This window comes from Pseudomonas sp. NPDC087342, assembly GCF_044744265.1.
GTDB classification, from domain to species: domain Bacteria; phylum Pseudomonadota; class Gammaproteobacteria; order Pseudomonadales; family Pseudomonadaceae; genus Aquipseudomonas; species Aquipseudomonas nunensis.
The window spans coordinates 186644-204219 of sequence record NZ_JBIUXZ010000002.1; the positions used below are offsets into that span (position 1 = coordinate 186644).

Genomic DNA, 17576 nt, shown 5'->3' on the forward strand with positions numbered 1-17576 from the left:
GTCTCAGCGGTAGCTCAAGGCGTTGAAAATCCGACGACGCTCGTCAACGATGGCTTCGCGGCCATGCATCACCCGACGGTTGTCGATCATCACCATGTCGTGGTCACGCCAGCCGACCGGGTAGGTGTATTGCGCAGATACCGTGGCGATTTCTGCCAGGAACTCAGCGGGAATCGGCTGCCCGGATACGGTGTCGATCACCGGCACTTCGTAGTTGAAGGACGGCCCGAGGATGCTGTTGGCGAAGGCCGGGCGCTGGCTGAATTCGGAGACCAGGATCGCCGACGTGCTGAAGGCGTAGTGGATCGAATCGTCGTCAGGATTGAAGGTGATCACGGTCTGCGGATCATTGCCGACGATCTGCATCAAGTCGTTGATGCTGACCGCCGCCGGGTCCGACAGCGTCGATGAATAGTGACAAACCAGACGCCGCCATTTGTCGCCGGCCACGGTGCGGCTGTAGCGAATCGGGTTTTGTTCGAAGAAGGTGCGGCAGGCAGGCGACAGCTTCGCCAGGACTTTTTCGCCGTCGCACAGGGTGGTTTGCGAACCTTTGCGCGGCGCTTCCTGACAATAGAACCAGGTGATGTCCGGCCAGAACGGCGAGTTGCCGTTCTCGCAATGCAGGCCGATTTCCTGACGGCCCGCGTCCACCAACTGCGCCGCGCCACCGACCATGATCCGCGCCGGATCGAGGCTCAGGCGCGAACTGTTTTGCCGCACATAGCTGCTGAAATCCTCAGGGTTGTGGATGCAGTTGCGCAGCAACACGACACCGTAGTGCCCGAGCAATTCGTACAGCTCGGACTTGCCGAGGCTGGCGAAATGGTGGGCCTCAATAATCGAGATGTCGGAACTTTCACAGCGATAGGCAGGCGTGTTCATCAGCAGCATTCCCTTGCAGGTCGGCAAAAACAGTGGCTATATCGGCGCGTTTCGGGCGGCCGGTGACGGTATAGAGTTGTTCCAGCAGTGGATCGTCCTTGGTCAGCAACCAGAGACGGCTCGGACGCTCGATGTCGGAAAAGCGCCGGGTTGACCAGGAAGCCAACTCGTCGCGATCCGGCGCCGATTCGACACAGAGCAGCGCCACCAGGCCATGGGTTTCATCGAAGAACACGGCGGCATCGCGCACGCCGGGAAACTCGCGGTATTCCAGCTCGACTTGCTCCGGGCTGACGTTGCGGCCATTGGGCAGGCAGATCACATTTTTCTTGCGACCGCGGACGTAGAGGTAGCCGTCGGCATCCAGTTCGCCCAGATCGCCGGTGTCCATCCAGCCGTCGTCCGACATCGAACAGGCGCTCGGGTCCTTGCCCGAGTAACCGCTGAACAGCGAACTGCTCTTGACCTCGATGGTCTGGTCGGCGCCGATGCGCACCTGCACATGCGGCAAGGGTTTGCCGACGCTGCCCAGACGCTGGTGCTGCGCGGTGTTCATGCTGACCACCGAGGCGTTTTCCGAGAGTCCATAACCCTGGAACACTGGGATGCCGTCCTCGGCGAGGGCGTTGAGGATGTCGATGCTGACCGCCGCGCCGCCGCAAGTGATATGCACGCCCGAATGCAGATATCGAGACAAGTGATCGCTTTGCGCATCGCCTTGGGCGAGTTGCTCGTAGAAGCGATTGAGCATCACTGGCGGGACTGTCAGGGCCGTCGGTTCGACTCGCAGAATCCACGCGATCAAACGTTGCGGCGAAGTGCCCGGTTCGCCGAGCAATGGTTCGCCTTCTGGCAGGAAGTGCACGGTGCCGCCAGCCAGCAGCGGCAGGTACGCGGCGGTGACTTGTTCCAGCAACAGGCTCAACGGCACCAGCGACAGGTAACGGCGATGGGCATCCACCGGCATTCCTTGACGCAGGGAATTCAACACCGCGCCGACTGCCGCCGTGCTCAGGCGCACGCCCTTAGGCCGGCTGGTCGTGCCCGAGGTGTGAATGATTTTGCAGATCCAGTCGCTGACGCCATCCGGCTCCCGCAACAATGGCTGCTCAATGGCCGGCTCGCTAATCCGTCGCAGGCGGCTCTCGGGAAAATCCAACATCCAGCGTTCGGCCAGGGTGCGTTCGCCGGCGGCATCCACCAGAAAACCGTCGCAGCGCTCGGCCAAATGTTCGGCCTGCGCTTGGCTGAACGCCAGCGGCAGAGGCAGCGCGGTAATCCCGGCAAACAGGCACGCCAGATCGGCCACCAGCCAGTCGCTGCTGTTACGCGTCGCAATCCCCAGCACGACGTGGTCGCCATGGGCCGGGGTGTCGAAACGCCGTTGCAATTCAGCCGCCAGGTTCAGCGCCCGGGATTCCAGTTCGCCATAAGTCATGACCGTGGCGTGTTCCAGCCCGGACGCGGCACAATCGACGGCACAGACTTTCTCGCGATTGGCCTGTAGCGCCTGGCGCAGGTCCGCAATAAAGCGGCCACTCATGATTGCGCCCTCTCGGGCAAATCCGTCGGCAACTGGGTAAACAATGTACCGAGGGTCATGGCGGCGAATCGCGAACGTTTCGGGTCTACCCGGATAAAACCGGTGACCGGCATTTTCGAGTAATAGGAGCCCCAGTTCTTCCCGCCATCATTGGCCAGGCGCTCTGGATCAGCTGTCAGCAGCGGTTCGAAATCGATCTGGCAGCTTTCCATCATTTCCCGGACCCGGGGTGTGACGGTGCACAGTAGATAGTGACCGCCCATGCACCAGGCCAACAACGGGATCATGTTGACCATGATCATTCCGGCCGTCAGGTGATGAGAAATCAAACTACCAATTTCAACGATAGTCGACCGATCGATCGGCTTTTCAAAGCGTTCGGAGAGTATCGTTTCTATCGGTTGCGACAGATATTGCTCAGAGAAGAGTGTGCGGTGATCGGCAAACGTTATACCGGCACAAGAAAGAATGCGTTCCTCATTATCCAGAGTTACCGCAAAATACTGCGGGCTGGGCTCTACTGTCGCCTTATAAGAACTGCGAAATTTTTCCTTCACAACTTCAGTGGCTTGCACCCATAACGGTGTCTGACTTTCCGTGACACGTACCAACACTTCGACCTCCCTGTCCCTGTTCAGGACGCTCCTTAAAGTGAGCGAGAATATATTGAGGAAATCTCCGACAGACTATTTAAAAAACCAATTGCTTCCGCTAATATATAAATAAATAACCTTGTCACAAAAACAAAAGATAGTGACGCGCATGGATTTTCACCGAGACGGATTTTATGCTTAATAGTAATTTGCTCAGAAAACTCGATATGCAGGATCTGATGGTGTTCGTTGCCGTATACGAACAAAGCAGCGTCACCGAGGTCTCCGAAACCCTTTGCGTCAGCCAGTCCACCGTCAGTTACTGCTTGAAAAAGCTGCGCACGAGCTTCGACGATGAGCTGTTCATCAACACCCGTAATGGCATGTGGCCTACTAACAAGGCCACTACCATGTATGGCCATGTGTTGAAAATCCTGAAAAGCATAAACATATGCCATTCCGGCTTACACGCATTCGACCCCACGCAAAAAGAGATTACGTTTAATATCTGCGCACCGGAATATTTTGAACTTCTGATACTTCCAAACTTGTTGAAGCGATTCATCGGCAGTAGTTTTCCGGTCATTGTAAACATCCAGAAGTTTCACAGAGACATTCCAATCGAAGAACTTATCGACGGTCGTTTCGACCTGGTTATTTGTTTCGGCCCCAACTTCCATCGCAGCTCTAAAAATTTGAAGTCACAAGTTTTGCTGGAAGACGATCTTGTCTGTGTCGTTGATAAAAACTCTGCCCCGGCGGAGGGTGAATTCAGCCTGGACAGCTTTGTCGCACGCCAGCACATCTTCCCGACCCCGTGGACTTCAGACACCAACATGGTGGATGGCTGGCTCAGCAAATGGGCTTACAGCCGCCAGATAGTGGCGCGAGCCAACAGTTACGTCGCGGCACTGAACATGATTCCCGGAACCGATTTCGTGCTGACGTTGCCTCGGCGTATCCAGATGCTGATCAGTAACGAAGATAAATTCGCACATTGCCAACCGCCCACCGGTTTACCCAACTTTACGCTGGACATGTTGTGGAACGAAAAGCCGGGGCAGGACAGCGCGAATAACTGGTTTCGCGAACAAATTGTCAGCGTCTGCGCACAAGACGGCCTGCTGTAATAAGAACTATTAACCTACCACTTCAGATTGAATGACCCACCGAAGCCAAATTCGGCGCATCAGCTCAGCACTTGGCGGGTGGGTCATCATCGCGGCAGTCTAGCGCTGATCGCTTTCTGCCAGCAGGTCGTGTTACCTACACGATGTGTCCCACATCTGACACCGAAGTCTCCTACAGGCCATTCTCCTGGCACCATCGTTCCGTTACGATCGTTCGCACACGTTTGCGCACCGTCAGCGCAAGGAGCACAGCGAGACAGAACGGATGCTAAACAGTAACTTGCTTAGAAAGCTCGATATGCAGGACCTCATGGTGTTTACCGCCGTGTATGAGCAAAGCAGCGTCACCGGTGTGTCGGAGGCACTCTTCGTCAGTCAGTCCACCGTGAGTTACTGCCTGAAAAAACTGCGCACCAGTTTTGAAGACGAGTTGTTTATCAACACCCGCACCGGAATGCGCCCCACCTACAAAGCCAGCACCATGTACAACCATGTGCTGAAGATTCTTGAAAGCATTAACCTCTGTCACGCCAGCGGCCAGGCGTTCGACCCGACTTCACAGCCCGTCACCTTCAATATTTGCGCACCGGAATACTTCGAGCACTTGATTCTGCCGCGCCTGTTAAAGCGCTTCGATTTCGCCGATTTGCCGGTAGCGGTCAACCTGCACAAATTCGAAACCGATATCCCGGCCGATGAATTGCGCGATGGCAGCCTCGACCTGCTGATCTGTTTTGGCCCGAATGCTCATCCGGGTCAAACCGACTTCAGGTCACGGATGTTGCTGGAGGACGACCTGGTCTGCGTCTTCGACAAACGCGCCACGCCATTGGAACCACGCTTGAGTCTGCAAGCCTTTACTGAACGCCAGCACGTGTTCTCGACACCGTGGTCAGCCGCCACCGACAAGGTCGATGGCTGGCTGGCGCGGCAGGCGCAAAAGCGCGAGATCGTCAAACGCTCGAACAGCTACAGTGCGGCGCTGAAGATGATCACCGGCACTGATTTCATCCTGACCCTGCCCCGGCGTATCCAGCGGCTGCTGGCGAACGAAGCGGTGTTCAATCATTGCGAAGCGCCTAACGGCCTGCCGGGTTTTACCCTCGACATGCAATGGAGCCAAGCCGTGGATCAGGACAGCGCCAACACCTGGCTGCGTGAGCAAGTGCTAGAGGTCTGTGCCGAGCAGCAAGCCGCCTGAAACTCAGAAGCCGATGGCGGTCTTGGTGTAGGACTCACGATCGATGTCGAGGATTTCCACGCACAACTGGACTTCAACATCCGTCGGCCATTCACACAAATCCTGCACCACGGCCAACAGGCTGTCGGACAGCTGTTTCTTGATTTGCGGCGAGCGACCGCTCAGCAACGCCAACTTCACATGCACGAACGCCCGCTCGCCCAAGCCAGTGCCGACCTTGAAGGTTTCGACCTTCAGGGCACGGCTCTTGATATCGTGCTCCGCCGCAAACTGACCGGAACCCACCAACGTATTGTTGAGCCGGATCAACGCGACATCAGCGTTCAACCCGGGCAGGTTGGCGGTGTATTCCATGTGCAGGTGAGGCATGACGATGCTCCTGAGGATTGGCAGAAAGGGTCTACATATATCACAGAGCCGCCCGGCTTCCGGCGGACTTTTAGTGCTGCAACGCACCCAGTCAGAGTGAACCGGCGCTGTGCATGTCGGCCAGACCGCGTTCACTCATGAACGCTTCGAGACGCGAACGCAGCCAGCGTTCGGCCGGGTCGGTGTCGACGTGGCTGAGCCAGACCATGGACAAGTCCAGGGTCGGCGTCTTGAACGGGAACGGTTCCTGGAATAAATGGCCGGACGCCGCCATGGCGCTGGCGGTGTAGTCCGGCAGGCTGGCGATCAGGTCAGTCCCTGCCAGCAAGGCTGGCAATGAGCTGTATTGCGGCACGGAAAGGACGACATGGCGCTTGCGGCCAATCTCCGCCAGCCACTCATCGGCGTAGCCACTGACGTTGGCGGTGTGGGAAACCAGCACGTGAGGCCGTGAGCAATATTCATCGAGGGTCAACGGCGTGTCGGACGCATCGGCACGCAAAAGGCTGGGCTGGATATGCCGTAGCAATTTGCGCTTGGCGTTGGCCGGCAATCCGCGGGTCTGGCTGATGCCGACAGTAATATCGCCGGAGGCCAACAGGTCGGGAATCCGCCAGTAATCGACATGCTGGACGACAAACACCACCTTCGGTGCTTCCTGGCGCAAGGCCCGCAGTAACGGGGGCAACAGGCCGAATTCGACATCATCCGAGAGCCCGATCCGAAAGGTCATAGTGCTGCTGGCTGGGTCAAAATCGTGTGTCAGGCTCAAAGCCACCGACAGCGAGTCCAGCGCGGGCGACAGGTGCTGGATGATTTCTTCGGCCCGGGCCGTCGGCTCCATGCGATGGCCGACGCGAATGAACAGCGGGTCATTGAACATCGTGCGCAAACGGTTGAGCGCGGCACTGATGGTCGGCTGGCCGAGAAACAGCTTCTCCGCCACCCGCGTCACGTTACGTTCGAGCATCAATGTCTCGAACACCACCATCAGGTTGATGTCGGCCTTGCGTAGTTCATTACGATTCATCCACTGCACCCCGTCCCCAAGACTTGCGCCAGTTTAGAAAGGCCGGGGGGTGACGTCTATCGGCATGATCGCCGCCATACGCAGGATCACTGCACCGTCAGCGACTTCATGCCCAGGTCCATGACACGCTGATCCTCTCCAAGCCCCAACTGTTTCGGGCTGATCGCATCGGGCAACTGCACTTGAATCCGCATCAGCCTGTCGCCGGCGATAGCTTCGCGGATAGCCGGGGTTATCGGGATTTCGATGCGATTGCCTTGAACCGTTGTCAGACGCGTCGTCAACGCCTGTACGCCGTTGATACTGAAGACCATCGTCTGACCGGCATGCATCGGCAGGACGAAGGCCAGCGCATCGATGACGATGGAGCTTGCCTGTGGCGGAACCCGAAGCTGGATCTCAGCCTGCGCGCCGTCAGACCAGGTGCCCCAGGCTTCCGGAGTTCCCCAGCCCTGAACCAAGTGAAGGGTCGTGTGGTTAAACAGTTGCTGCTGCCCGACCTTGATCAGTGGCATTGACTGCATCGCGCGTCCTTCGTCCTCGACCGCGAGGCATCGCGCGCATTGCTTCCAGCCCGGCGCCAGCACCACCATGCCATCGATGCGGGTGAGCAGATCCGTGGCACTGTTCACGGTTTTCACCGCCTCAAGCCTGGCCTTTTCATCGAGGATATACAGCGAGTCCGGGTCGTATTGCCCCGTTTGCAGCATGCGCGTGGCTTTTTCCCCAGCCTGTTCCAACGCCGTCGTGCTCATTCGGCCCAGATAAGCTGCGTCGGTTTTCATTCCATGGGTCGCGGCAAAGTCGGCCAGTGGCTGCCAGGTGTCCGGCTGATTCTTGGGCGACAACGAACGAATGTTGGCGTAGTGCAATGCCGCACTTTTCCAGAACGGGTCTTGCAGGGGCGTCGCCCATTCGCTGGCCGGCTCCATCATTCTGCCCTGCCGCAGCCCTGCCCAACCGTTGCGGGTATCGACAACCTGGACACACAGCGCCACTGCCAGCAGGCACACCGCCGTGCGTGGCCGGTTGCCGCGCACCACGAGATAAATGATGGCAAACACAATGACGTAGAACACCGGCCAGAACATCCGGCCCGACGCCCGGAAGATATTCGCCAGTTTGACGAACGCCTTGGGCAACGGGTAGTGAGCATTGAGCAGGCCGAGACCGATGTCGTTGGACAGCGCAAACAGCAGCAGGCCAAGCAGCGCCAACATCAGGACCGGCAGGCTGCGCACCGCCCTGCCGAAGCCAGTATTACGGCGCAGCAGCGCGACGGCGGCGAAGATCGCCGCCAACAGCGTCCCCGCGCCTAGGAAGTTGAAACCCTCATAGTCGCCGGGACCTTCCGGCAAGTCCGGCACGATCGAGGACCAGCCACTGGCGTCGATCAGCGACAACACATTCATGCGGTACAAGCCAAAGCCACCCGCCACAGCGCCTTTGCCGATACTGAAATAGCCCGCCTGCCAGCAACACAGGCTTACCAGCAAAAACAGAACCAGCAGTTCGATTAGTGCGGTACGCCGGGTCAACTGACCGTTGCGGGTTCTACCCGCCAGATCCGCAATCCAGATCAATGCCACCATCGCGAGCAAATAAGCGTGTACCAGCGCCGTCGACGCCAATAGCGCGCCCCAGGCCAATCGCCGCTTCTGCACGCCAGGGTGCAGCGCCAGGTAAAGTGCCGCCAGAACCAGAAAATGCCCGGCGAGAGATAAATGCCCGCCCATGCGCAAAAACATCGGCGGCGAAAACAGGAACAGGCCAGCCCCCAGCAACTTCAGCGCGACATTGGGCGTCACCAGCCCCACCAGCTTCCAGGCAAACCAGGCTTGCAGGACGAAACACGCCATCAACCAGATACCGAAGTATTGGAATGTCTCGGGCAGCCATGCGCTGAAGGGTTTGAACAGCAGGGCCAGCAGCGGATTCGAGTCAGAAAAGATGATCGCGCTACCCAGCTCCAATCCATAGGACGGGTTAAGTCCGAGCGGAAAAGTCCAAGGCGAGTGTCGGAAAAATACCCAGCCCAGGTAATGAGTCGCCGGATCGCCACTTTCCAGCCAGACGATGTTTTGCGGGTCCAGAGCGCGCGGCCCGATCACGATGAAAAACGCCACCACGCCCATCAATAAGGGCAGTAATTCCAGCGCCCAATGCTTGCCAGAATTCTTCATCGATACGTCCAGAAATTGTGCAATACAAAGGTGAAGGCCGGAATGGTCAATGCCACCGCGCCGATCCCCATCAAGTAATTGAGCCCGGCAATCTGTGCCGCCCAGGCCACGAACATCGCCAGCAGGAAACCTGCGCCGGACACCATCATGAAGCGCATCAACGTGCGGCCATGCAGTCGGGCGGAAAAGCTCCAGGTCGTGTTAATCAAGTAAGACACTACCGTCGCCACGGCGAATGCGACGCCATTGGCCAGAGGCGGCATGGGCATCACGAAGTTGATGAACAGAACAGCAACGACCGCGTGAAGCGCCGTGACAAACAATCCCGTCACAGCAAACCTCAATGCTCTTTTGATCAGTGCGGATTTTTCGGCTGAAGTCACGGCTTCTGCGCCAGCACGAACACCGTCAGGCCGGCCAGGCGATTCGCCCCCATGAACGGCAGCTCAATGCTGCACAAGGTCTTCAGGATCGAATTCACCACGGGATGATGCTGCTTGAGCTGCGAACGCGGCGGCGACGGTTGTGTGCCTTTGGGCAACAGCCGCAGCGTCGCCGCAATCGGGAACACCGCGCCGAAGTAGTAGGCGCCCTGCTTCACCGTCAAACCGGCGTCACGGGCTACTGTTTCAAACTGCGCCAGGGTGTAACGGCGTTTGTGTTCCAGGAAGTCATCGTGACCGCTCCAGAGAAACTGGAACGCCGGCACCGTCATCAAAAAGCGGCTACCGGAAGGGACTTTATCGACGTAGGCCTTGAGCAATCCGACGTCATCATCCACATGCTCCAGCACGTCCATCAACAGCACCAGATCGGCGTCCACCGAATCGATGCCACGTCGATAATGCACCGGTTTTCCAGAGGTGCTGGCGTCCGAGTCGACGTCATAACTGATGTCGACACACCAGGCTTCGTTCGCGGCGGTGTGGGTCAGCAGGTGATGGGTAAAAAACCCGGAACCGGCACCGACGTCGAGAATCTTTTTGATCGGCGTATCGCCCAGTAGACGCTTGGTCGCCGCGGCTTTCGATGAGTAATACCAGTGCTGGTCAATGCTTGAACCGAGGATGTCGGTTTCCTTGAGATCCATGGTTCAGTCCTTGGGGTTATAGACACGCCGCACCAGATAAACCGGCCGGCGTTTGGATTCGATGTAGGTGCGGCCCAGGTATTCGCCGAGCACCCCGATGCCGATCAGTTGCAGGCCACCCAGAAACGTCACCGCGACCATCAGCGAGGCGTAACCCGGTACGTCGACCCCGGTAATCAACGTGCGCAAAATAATGAAAATGGCAAACGAGAAAGACACCAAGGACACGAACAGCCCCAAATACGTCCAGACCTTGAGCGGGTCGGTACTGAAACTGGTGATGCCTTCCAGCGCGAAATTCCACAGGCGCCAACCATTGAATTTGGTCTCACCCGCCACCCGTTCCGGGCGCTCGTAATCGACGCGCGTGGTGCGAAATCCGACCCAGGCAAACAGGCCTTTCATGAATCGCCGGGACTCGGGCAGCGACTCCAGCGCCTCGACTACACAGCGATCCATCAACCGGAAATCACCGACATCCTTGGGAAGCGGCTGATCCGAGATTCTGTTGTGCAGGCGGTAGAACCAATTGGCCGAGGTTTTCTTGGCCCAGGAGTCGGACTTGCGACTCACACGATGACCCAGCACCACTTCATAGCCTTGTCGCCACAGGGCAATCATCTGCAGGATGACTTCCGGCGGATCCTGCAAATCGGCGTCAATCGGCACTACCACCTGGCCGGTGGTGGCCTGCAAGCCAGCGGTCAATGCCGCTTCCTTGCCGAAGTTGCGGCTCAGGTCGATGACCCGGATACGCGAATCAGACTTCTGGCGCTCCAGAAGCAAATCCAGCGTTGCGTCGGTGCTGCCGTCATTGACGAACACCATCTCCAGCCCCACCAGCGCCTCATCCTTGAAGACGTCAGTAATCCGCGCGATGAACAAATCAATGGTCGCCGCTTCATTGAATACCGGGATGACGAGTGAAAGCTCCACATGCCCGGCCAGTTGCGTTCCTTGCTGATGAGTCAATTGATTGCTCTTTTTTATAGTGTTTTTTCAACAATCTTCGGTCGCCGAGATATTTCCGGCGCCATGAGCTGCCCCGTATTAAGCAGGAGCAAGAGAGGTGATGCAAGGGCGAAACTGCGGCGGTTTTGGCCATTCTTCCGAGGCTCGGTCAACTGTAGGAAAAGCCCTCAAATCATTGGAAACAAATGCCCGATGGCCAAAAAAACCAGCTCCGCTAGGCTTGCTGACATGCGGCACACAGGTTGTCGAAATTAACCAATCGCATGGAGCGAGCTGAATGTATTTTGAGATTTACAGGCAATCGAAAGGCACCCCGAGTACCGGAAAAGGGCAATGGCGCTGGCGGCTACGGGCGGGGAATCATGAGACGGTCGCGAGCGGGGAATCGTATGTGAACAAGTCGGATTGTTTGCATGTGATTGAGTTGATCAAAAGCGTAGATGGCGGTACCCCCGTTAAGGAAATCTAGACACCGGGTCTCTCTCCCGCAAAAAAAACAAGCCTCATAACGTTTTTAGCTATGAGGCTTATCCCGAAATCGGACAAGGTATTTTTTGCAAGAAGAAAGCCTATGTCGCAGAGTCCAACTTGGATGCCAACACTCTGACAACAAGAGTACCGTTTTGATCAGGCCCCAACACTTCAATGTAGGATGACGGCATAATTTGCCCAGGGGTATAAGGCACAGACCGCACGAAAGCAAGTGTGACGATTGAAGAGTTCGACCCGATACCTACTGTAGCACTGGCAAAGCAAACATCCGCTGTGCATTTTTTCACCTGAAACGGCAGATCTAACAAGTACACGCCATCTCTAATGCGAGACTTCCCGATAGCACTCTCTTCAAATCTAGGTTGGTAGTTGCTCATCTCAAAAAGTTTGAAGTATGCCTCAGCAAACGATCCCATTTGCTGTTTACCTGCCTCAATCGCTACCCTTCGTTCATACGTATTGAGCCGTTGCTGCTCAGCAATACGGACAGCATCACTTTTACTGGCATCTATCCGCTGGGCCACCGCATAGTGTGTGTCTCGCAGCTCAAGGTAGGCAGGTCCCGTGCGTTCGAGAAAATCAACTTTTCGCAATGCGACATCAGTGTCTCCAGACAATTCGCCAACACTCCATGGGTGAACGCTGGCGAAGGTTTCGATTCGGGCTATGTCATCACGAAATAGCTGCTTACTCTCTGAAACGGATCCGAGGTTGTAGACCTGGCATCCTGACAGACAAAACATTGCGACGACGATTAAAATCCCTGTCTTCATGTTTGTGCTCCAAATATTGAGCGCGAAGATTACCCGTCAGTCCTTTCATTCGCCACATGATCATTGCCTTTACACACACCGGCCCGTGTGGAAAGAAGGAGCAAAAAAGCTCCGATGACCACTTCTTGCACCACTTCCCTCCAAGGCCTAGCTCAGCCAGATCGGTCAGGCAGTCAACGGGATTTCTAAGCCACGGACTGGAGGTGTTTATATGATCTCGACGCTGCCATCAGAGCGTATCCTGAGGGAAAGAGTCCAGAGAGAAATCAGGAACAATGCCTCAGATTTTGCGCTCCAGCTTTGAATGTATGCATTGAGACACGCTTACGGTGGCCAAGATAGTGGCACTATAGTAGCATTCCGTGATCTGCGTCTTTCAAGGAAGTAGTGACGAAGGTTACTGCTTGCGAAGCGAAAAAGGAGATGGAAAATGAGCTTCTGGAGTAAAGCTGGCGAACTAGCGTTGAAGGCCGGAAAACTTGCAGTGCAAGAGACAAAAGCCGCGGGAGAGCGCTCTCGGGAGTACAAGGAAGCAATGCCTGGGCTGAGCGACGATGAGCTGATTCGTATTTTGAAAAATGAAAGATCATCGTCTCCAATGAAAGCAGGAGCAGCGAATAATGAGCTCAAAAATCGAGGCTATGACGCAGACTCGATCAAAATGTTAATTATTGGAAAAGTTTAATAATTTTCTATATCCAAACAAGTTTGAATGAGGAATGGACATGTCATGTAGTGTTTGTGGAGCAGGGAACCACAATAAAATAAATTGCCCAAATGTCAATCGCTGCTCCGTATGCAACAAGCCTGGTCACAATGCACAGACCTGCCCGGAAGCTCGACGTTGCAGTATTTGTAACGGACGGAATCATGACGCCAGAAACTGTCCTGTTAAAAAATAGTGTCATTGAGCCCGTTTGAAACGGGCTCCATTGACCTCGCATCAACGTACTCTATTCTTATATAAAATTTAGAAAAACTGATTAGAGCCTTGAGCAAGGGGATGGGGAGCGGTCTATTTTCATACTTAGAACGTATGCCCGAGGCTGTAATTTTTTGATGATTTCAACATATCGACAAGCTTCTGCCGAAACTCGTAATTCCACCTGCAACTAAAGACCGCGCAAAGTCCTGCATTTCTCTAGAAACTCCCCTTCCTGTCAATCCCTGCTCTCTCATTCGCCATCCAGCTTTTAGTTTTCCCGTCGCCAATGTGGCAATCGGATTTAATGACCTGCAGTGATAATTCTCTAATCTCTGGAGCTTTACTCATACAAGGCTACACGGCTTTAAACAGTAATACCGACGACCTCTACCCCAGTCGTCAAAACCTCGCGACCCTTGCATGCAGTACTCCACACAACCGGCTATCGAATCCGTGGCGCCACCCGAATTCTGGAAAAATATCGCGATGCGCGGCGACATCACCACCCACCCGGTGATTCTCAGCCACCTCGCGCTGCTCTGCTGCACTCCTCTACGCAATGGCTGCTATTTACTCAGTGTAACTTCACACCGTATGGATGCGGAGCCCTCGCCCGCAAGCGGATACTTTCAAGCCTAAATCCAGAAATTAAAAAGCCTCGTAACGTCGCGTTACGAGGCTTTTTAATGACTGCACAATTGGCTTCTGCCCAGGCGCATCCACACTACCTCCAACGATTCTCAAGCCACGTACCGATGACAATGCCCCAGCCCCCCAGCCTTGATCCAGACGCTTGCCATGCTGTATACCTAAAAAGACCTATCGTCACACCGAAGGAAATAACACCGCCTTATGCATGGAATCACACGTATCGATCGCCTTGTCGGCCCACTCTCCGCAGCCCTGATTGCGCACTGTGGGCCTAACGTCAAACGCTGCGCTGGTGCAGCCACAGGGCTTGTTTCCCGTCTCGTTGCACTCCTCGCTCTACACCGCTTGCGACCTCGTTTGTCGGACTGGTGCGCCCATCGGCGCCATTGCTCAGTCCCTCCGCCCTCTAGTTTCTGATCGTTAGCCATTGAACCGGCACATCTATCTCCCGTTTTTTCGCGGGGCTCGTGCTCGGCTGGCTTTTCTATCTGACCTCATCACGTCCTGAGCGAGACAGCGCCCGGTCGGCCTTTGCGCCTTGAACCGTAACCGTACCCGTCAGCTCCAGGCCAGCGCATTTTTTGCCGGCGCAGCGCCCCTATTCAGGCGGCTTTGCGTTGAGCTTCTCCACGGTACAAGGAGTATCAATCGATGATTTATTTCCAGGGAAAAAGAATTCTCAGCGCCATCTTCGACATGGATGGCACCATGTTTGACACCGAACGCCTGCGCTTCAAAACCCTCAAGCAGGCGTCCAGCGAGATTTTTGGCAAGCCGTTGAGCGAGGAAACCCTGATCGGCTCGCTCGGCCTAAGCGCCAAGAAGGCCGAGGCGCTGGCCAAGGCCCACAACGGTGACGATTTCCCCTACGCCGAGATCCGCCAGCGCGCCGATGAGCTTGAGCTGGCGTATGTGCGCAATGAAGGCGTGCCGATCAAGCCTGGTTTGCTGGAAGTGCTGGAGCGCTTGCGCAAGTACGGCCTGACCATGGCGGTCGCGACCTCAAGCCGTCGAGCTATTGCCGAGGAGTACTTGATCAATGCCAACGTGCTCAAGTATTTCGACATCACCGTGTGTGGCGACGAAGTCACCCAGGGCAAGCCCCATCCCGAGATTTTCCTGCGGGCCGCCAGCGCGCTCAATTGCGAGCCGGGCCACTGTTTCATGGTCGAGGATTCGGAGAACGGCCTGCTCTCGGCGATCCGTGCCGAGGGGCAGCCGATCCTGATCGAGGACATCAAGCCACCCGCGCCCGAGGTCAAGGCCGGCGCACTCAAGGCTTACGGCAACATGCAGGAATTTCTCGGCGACCTGACCGAATGCATGCCCGACCTCGGCACACCCGAGCTGACCGAAACCTTCCCCCAGGCACTCAACCAGTTTCGGGTAGGCATCCACGGCTTCGGTGCGATGGGTGGCGGCTACCTGACGCAGATTTTCTCCCACTGGGACGGCTACACGCGGCCCTGTGAAATCATCGGCGCCACCCGCTCGCGCATGTTGCGCGAAACGGTCGAGGCCTTCGGCCGATTCAGCGTGCGCTACAGCGCGACGTCCTTCGACCAGACCATCGAAAACCTGCGGATGATCGACATGGACGATGCCGAAGCGGTGATCGATATGTACGACGTCGCGGAAATCGTCGGCCTGAGCCTGCCCGAACCGGCCATCCGCAAACAGGCTGATGTGATCGCCAAGGGCTTGATCCGCCGCTTCGAACGCCGCAAGCGTGAGCTGACCATCCTGATCGTGCTGAACAAGGTCGGTGGCGCCGCCTTCGTGCGTCGCCATGTCGAAACGCAGTTGCTGCTCCTGGTGTCACCCGAGACCTGCCAGCAGATCCTCGACAATACTCACTTTGCCGAAACGGTCGTCAGTCGCATAGTCTCTAAGATTTCCAACGAGGCACTGCTTCGGCAATTGCGGATCAAATCGAAGATTTTCCAGAACAGCCTGAGCGATGAGCCGACCACTCACTCAACATCGACGGCCGTCAAAGCGCCTGAATACGAACGACTGATCGGCCGCTTCCGCCCCTTTGCCCAGTCCAGCAACGCCCTCAGCCAGATGCACCTGATCCTGTTCAACAGCGAACCGGACATGCCGCTCTACGTCGAGCGCGGTAGCAATTTGCTGGAACGACTGCGCCAAGTGAAAACCGTGGAGGACATCACCCAGACCCAGGTCATCAAGAATCTGCTGTGGAATGGCCCACACGCGATCATTGCCTGGTACGCCAGCCTGCTGGGTTATTCGTGGCTGGGACAAGGCATGGGCGACCCGCGCGTCAGCGCCCTGGCCGAACGTCTGATCCGCCAGGAAGTCGGCCCAGCCCTGATCGCCGAAAACCCGCACATGAGCGAAGCCGTCGCCGGCTTCGCCAAAACCTTTCTTGAACGCTGCAACACATCCTTCAAAGACCCTTGCGCCCGGGTCGGCCGCGACCCGCTACGCAAACTGCAACGCAACGAACGCATCCTGCGCAGTATCGACCTGGCCCGAAAACACGGCATCGATTCCACCGGTCTGGAGTTCGGTACGGCGTTAGCCCTGCACTACGCCCTGCGTTCGACGGACGCCAAGGATCAGGAAAGTCAGTTGATGCGCACGCTCTATGAAGAGAACGGGAGTGTCGAGGCGATGCTGACGTATACCGGGAGCTATAACGGCAAGCCGTATCCGGGACTGGACCCGGTCAGGGATGCCGGGTTGGTTGAGGGGATTGGTGGGCATTTTGAACGGCTGGTGAAGCCGGATGCCGGGCATTGGGGGTGGCCAGCCCAGGAGAAACTCGCAACGGTTTAGCCGTAGCGATGTGATTCGTCCTGATATTGGTGAAAATCAATTTCAGGACGGATCACCAGAAACGAAAAAGCCCCGTAGCTTATTCAGCTACGGGGCTTTTTCTATGTAATGGCGGAGAGATAGGGATTCGAACCCTAGGTACCGGTGAAGGTACAACGGATTTCGAATCCGTCCCATTCGGCCACTCTGGCATCTCTCCAACGGCGCGCATCATAACAACACTTTTGCCGGAAGCGAACCCCTTTAAGCAAATTTTTTCCGTGCTATCAGATGCTTGCGTCGGTTAAAGCGGTACGCCCAGACGATTGGCGACTTCTTCGTAGGCTTCGATGACGTCACCGAGGCCCTGGCGGAAGCGATCCTTGTCCATTTTCTTGCCGGTGGCCTTGTCCCACAGGCGGCAGCCGTCCGGGCTGAATTCGTCGCCCAGGACGATGGAGCCGTCCGAGAACACGCCGAATTCGAGTTTGAAGTCGACCAGCAGCAGGCCGGCGTCGTCGAACAATTTGCTCAGGACTTCGTTGACCTTGAGCGACAGTTCTTTCATGCGAACCAGTTGCTCGGCGGTGCCCCAGCCGAATGCCACCACGTGGGATTCGTTGATGAACGGGTCGCCCTTGGCGTCGTCCTTCAGGAACAGTTCGAAGGTGTAAGGGTTGAGCTTCATGCCTTCTTCGACGCCCAGGCGCTTGACCAGGCTGCCGGCAGCGTAGTTACGCACGACGCACTCGACCGGGATCATGTCGAGTTTTTTCACCAGGCATTCGTTATCGCCCAGCAGTTTGTCGAATTGGGTCGGCACGCCGGCGGCTTCGAGTTTCTGCATGATGAAGGCGTTGAACTTGTTGTTCACCATGCCTTTGCGGTCGAGCTGCTCGATGCGCTTGCCGTCGAACGCCGAGGTGTCGTTGCGAAACAGCAGGATCAAGAGGTC

Annotated in this window: 16 protein-coding genes and 1 tRNA gene; 5 read left to right on the forward strand and 12 right to left on the reverse strand. The window is 56.5% G+C overall.

From position 1 onward, the window contains the following. Positions 1–3: 3 nt before the first annotated feature. From ACIOYV_RS08730 to ACIOYV_RS08740, 3 genes are read right to left on the reverse strand one after another with little or no spacing between them, the layout of a single operon-like run. Positions 4–885: a TauD/TfdA family dioxygenase gene (locus tag ACIOYV_RS08730; protein ID WP_054615856.1), complete on the reverse strand. Its 882-nt coding sequence runs from the start codon at positions 883–885 to the stop codon at positions 4–6. Then, entirely contained in the window at positions 860–2428 is a 1569-nt protein-coding gene (locus tag ACIOYV_RS08735) for an AMP-binding protein (protein WP_401322899.1), read from the reverse strand. The genes ACIOYV_RS08730 and ACIOYV_RS08735 overlap by 26 nt, the downstream gene beginning before the upstream one ends. Then, positions 2425–3042 carry a thermostable hemolysin gene (locus tag ACIOYV_RS08740; protein ID WP_054046676.1) on the reverse strand — a complete coding sequence of 206 codons (618 nt, stop codon included), beginning with the start codon at positions 3040–3042 and terminating at the stop codon, positions 2425–2427. The genes ACIOYV_RS08735 and ACIOYV_RS08740 overlap by 4 nt, the downstream gene beginning before the upstream one ends. Before the next feature lie 173 nt (positions 3043–3215). Here ACIOYV_RS08740 and ACIOYV_RS08745 point away from each other — a divergent pair, with 173 nt between their 5' ends. Together ACIOYV_RS08745 and ACIOYV_RS08750 are read left to right on the forward strand one after the other, a co-directional pair. After that, positions 3216–4151, forward strand: a complete 936-nt coding sequence (locus ACIOYV_RS08745; protein WP_401322903.1) for a LysR family transcriptional regulator — start codon at positions 3216–3218, stop codon at positions 4149–4151. 265 nt (positions 4152–4416) lie between these two features. Continuing rightward, complete coding sequence (locus tag ACIOYV_RS08750) at positions 4417–5352, forward strand: LysR substrate-binding domain-containing protein (protein ID WP_401322906.1); 936 nt, start codon at positions 4417–4419, stop codon at positions 5350–5352. A 3-nt stretch (positions 5353–5355) separates the two neighbouring features. On the opposite strand, the gene ACIOYV_RS08755 is transcribed toward ACIOYV_RS08750, so the two are convergent. The 6 genes from ACIOYV_RS08755 to ACIOYV_RS08780 form a co-directional block, all read right to left on the reverse strand. Further along, on the reverse strand, positions 5356–5721 hold the full coding sequence (locus ACIOYV_RS08755) for a 5-carboxymethyl-2-hydroxymuconate Delta-isomerase (RefSeq protein WP_054046682.1): 366 nt from the start codon (positions 5719–5721) through the stop codon (positions 5356–5358). Between the two features lie 91 nt (positions 5722–5812). Further along, positions 5813–6751, reverse strand: coding sequence for a LysR substrate-binding domain-containing protein (locus ACIOYV_RS08760; protein ID WP_054615859.1), 939 nt, complete (start codon positions 6749–6751; stop codon positions 5813–5815). A gap of 86 nt (positions 6752–6837) precedes the next feature. Beyond that, a complete protein-coding gene (locus ACIOYV_RS08765; RefSeq protein WP_401322910.1) occupies positions 6838–8934 on the reverse strand; it encodes a DUF6311 domain-containing protein in 2097 nt (698 codons plus the stop codon). After that, on the reverse strand, positions 8931–9317 hold the full coding sequence (locus ACIOYV_RS08770; protein ID WP_401322913.1) for a GtrA family protein: 387 nt from the start codon (positions 9315–9317) through the stop codon (positions 8931–8933). The genes ACIOYV_RS08765 and ACIOYV_RS08770 overlap by 4 nt, the downstream gene beginning before the upstream one ends. After that, on the reverse strand, positions 9314–10024 hold the full coding sequence (locus ACIOYV_RS08775) for a class I SAM-dependent methyltransferase (RefSeq protein WP_401322916.1): 711 nt from the start codon (positions 10022–10024) through the stop codon (positions 9314–9316). Before ACIOYV_RS08775 ends, ACIOYV_RS08770 begins: the two co-directional genes overlap by 4 nt. Positions 10025–10027: 3 nt before the next feature. Further along, a complete protein-coding gene (locus ACIOYV_RS08780; RefSeq protein WP_401322919.1) occupies positions 10028–10996 on the reverse strand; it encodes a glycosyltransferase family 2 protein in 969 nt (322 codons plus the stop codon). Positions 10997–11273: 277 nt separating this feature from the next. On the opposite strand from ACIOYV_RS08780, the gene ACIOYV_RS08785 reads away from it, so the two are divergent. Continuing rightward, positions 11274–11465, forward strand: coding sequence for a YegP family protein (locus tag ACIOYV_RS08785; RefSeq protein ID WP_401322922.1), 192 nt, complete (start codon positions 11274–11276; stop codon positions 11463–11465). A gap of 100 nt (positions 11466–11565) precedes the next feature. Here ACIOYV_RS08785 and ACIOYV_RS08790 read toward each other — a convergent pair whose 3' ends face one another. After that, entirely contained in the window at positions 11566–12261 is a 696-nt protein-coding gene (locus ACIOYV_RS08790; RefSeq protein WP_401322925.1) for a hypothetical protein, read from the reverse strand. Positions 12262–12691: 430 nt separating this feature from the next. On the opposite strand from ACIOYV_RS08790, the gene ACIOYV_RS08795 reads away from it, so the two are divergent. Together ACIOYV_RS08795 and mtlD are read left to right on the forward strand one after the other, a co-directional pair. Further along, the gene (locus tag ACIOYV_RS08795; protein WP_401322928.1) at positions 12692–12946 is read left to right on the forward strand and encodes a hypothetical protein; all 255 of its coding nucleotides are present in this window, start codon (positions 12692–12694) and stop codon (positions 12944–12946) included. Between the two features lie 1542 nt (positions 12947–14488). Then, entirely contained in the window at positions 14489–16642 is a 2154-nt protein-coding gene (gene mtlD / locus ACIOYV_RS08800) for a bifunctional mannitol-1-phosphate dehydrogenase/phosphatase (protein ID WP_401322931.1), read from the forward strand. 109 nt (positions 16643–16751) lie between these two features. Here mtlD and ACIOYV_RS08805 read toward each other — a convergent pair. Together ACIOYV_RS08805 and purC are read right to left on the reverse strand one after the other, a co-directional pair. After that, a tRNA-Ser gene (locus ACIOYV_RS08805) sits at positions 16752–16841 on the reverse strand. An 84-nt stretch (positions 16842–16925) separates the two neighbouring features. Beyond that, on the reverse strand, positions 16926–17576 hold a 651-nt coding region (gene purC / locus ACIOYV_RS08810; protein WP_401322934.1), incomplete at its 5' end, for a phosphoribosylaminoimidazolesuccinocarboxamide synthase.

Excerpts from the sequence above, each read along its gene's own strand:
- ACIOYV_RS08795 (WP_401322928.1), top strand. The coding sequence starts at position 12,692 with ATGAGCTTCTGGAGTAAAGCTGGCGAACTAGCGTTGAAGGCCGGAAAA.
- mtlD (WP_401322931.1), top strand. The coding sequence starts at position 14,489 with ATGATTTATTTCCAGGGAAAAAGAATTCTCAGCGCCATCTTCGACATG.
- ACIOYV_RS08765 (WP_401322910.1), bottom strand. The coding sequence starts at position 8,934 with ATGAAGAATTCTGGCAAGCATTGGGCGCTGGAATTACTGCCCTTATTG.
- ACIOYV_RS08735 (WP_401322899.1), bottom strand. The coding sequence starts at position 2,428 with ATGAGTGGCCGCTTTATTGCGGACCTGCGCCAGGCGCTACAGGCCAAT.
- ACIOYV_RS08785 (WP_401322922.1), top strand. The coding sequence starts at position 11,274 with ATGTATTTTGAGATTTACAGGCAATCGAAAGGCACCCCGAGTACCGGA.
- ACIOYV_RS08760 (WP_054615859.1), bottom strand. The coding sequence starts at position 6,751 with ATGAATCGTAATGAACTACGCAAGGCCGACATCAACCTGATGGTGGTG.
- ACIOYV_RS08775 (WP_401322916.1), bottom strand. The coding sequence starts at position 10,024 with ATGGATCTCAAGGAAACCGACATCCTCGGTTCAAGCATTGACCAGCAC.
- ACIOYV_RS08790 (WP_401322925.1), bottom strand. The coding sequence starts at position 12,261 with ATGAAGACAGGGATTTTAATCGTCGTCGCAATGTTTTGTCTGTCAGGA.
- ACIOYV_RS08745 (WP_401322903.1), top strand. The coding sequence starts at position 3,216 with ATGCTTAATAGTAATTTGCTCAGAAAACTCGATATGCAGGATCTGATG.
- ACIOYV_RS08755 (WP_054046682.1), bottom strand. The coding sequence starts at position 5,721 with ATGCCTCACCTGCACATGGAATACACCGCCAACCTGCCCGGGTTGAAC.
- ACIOYV_RS08750 (WP_401322906.1), top strand. The coding sequence starts at position 4,417 with ATGCTAAACAGTAACTTGCTTAGAAAGCTCGATATGCAGGACCTCATG.
- ACIOYV_RS08730 (WP_054615856.1), bottom strand. The coding sequence starts at position 885 with ATGAACACGCCTGCCTATCGCTGTGAAAGTTCCGACATCTCGATTATT.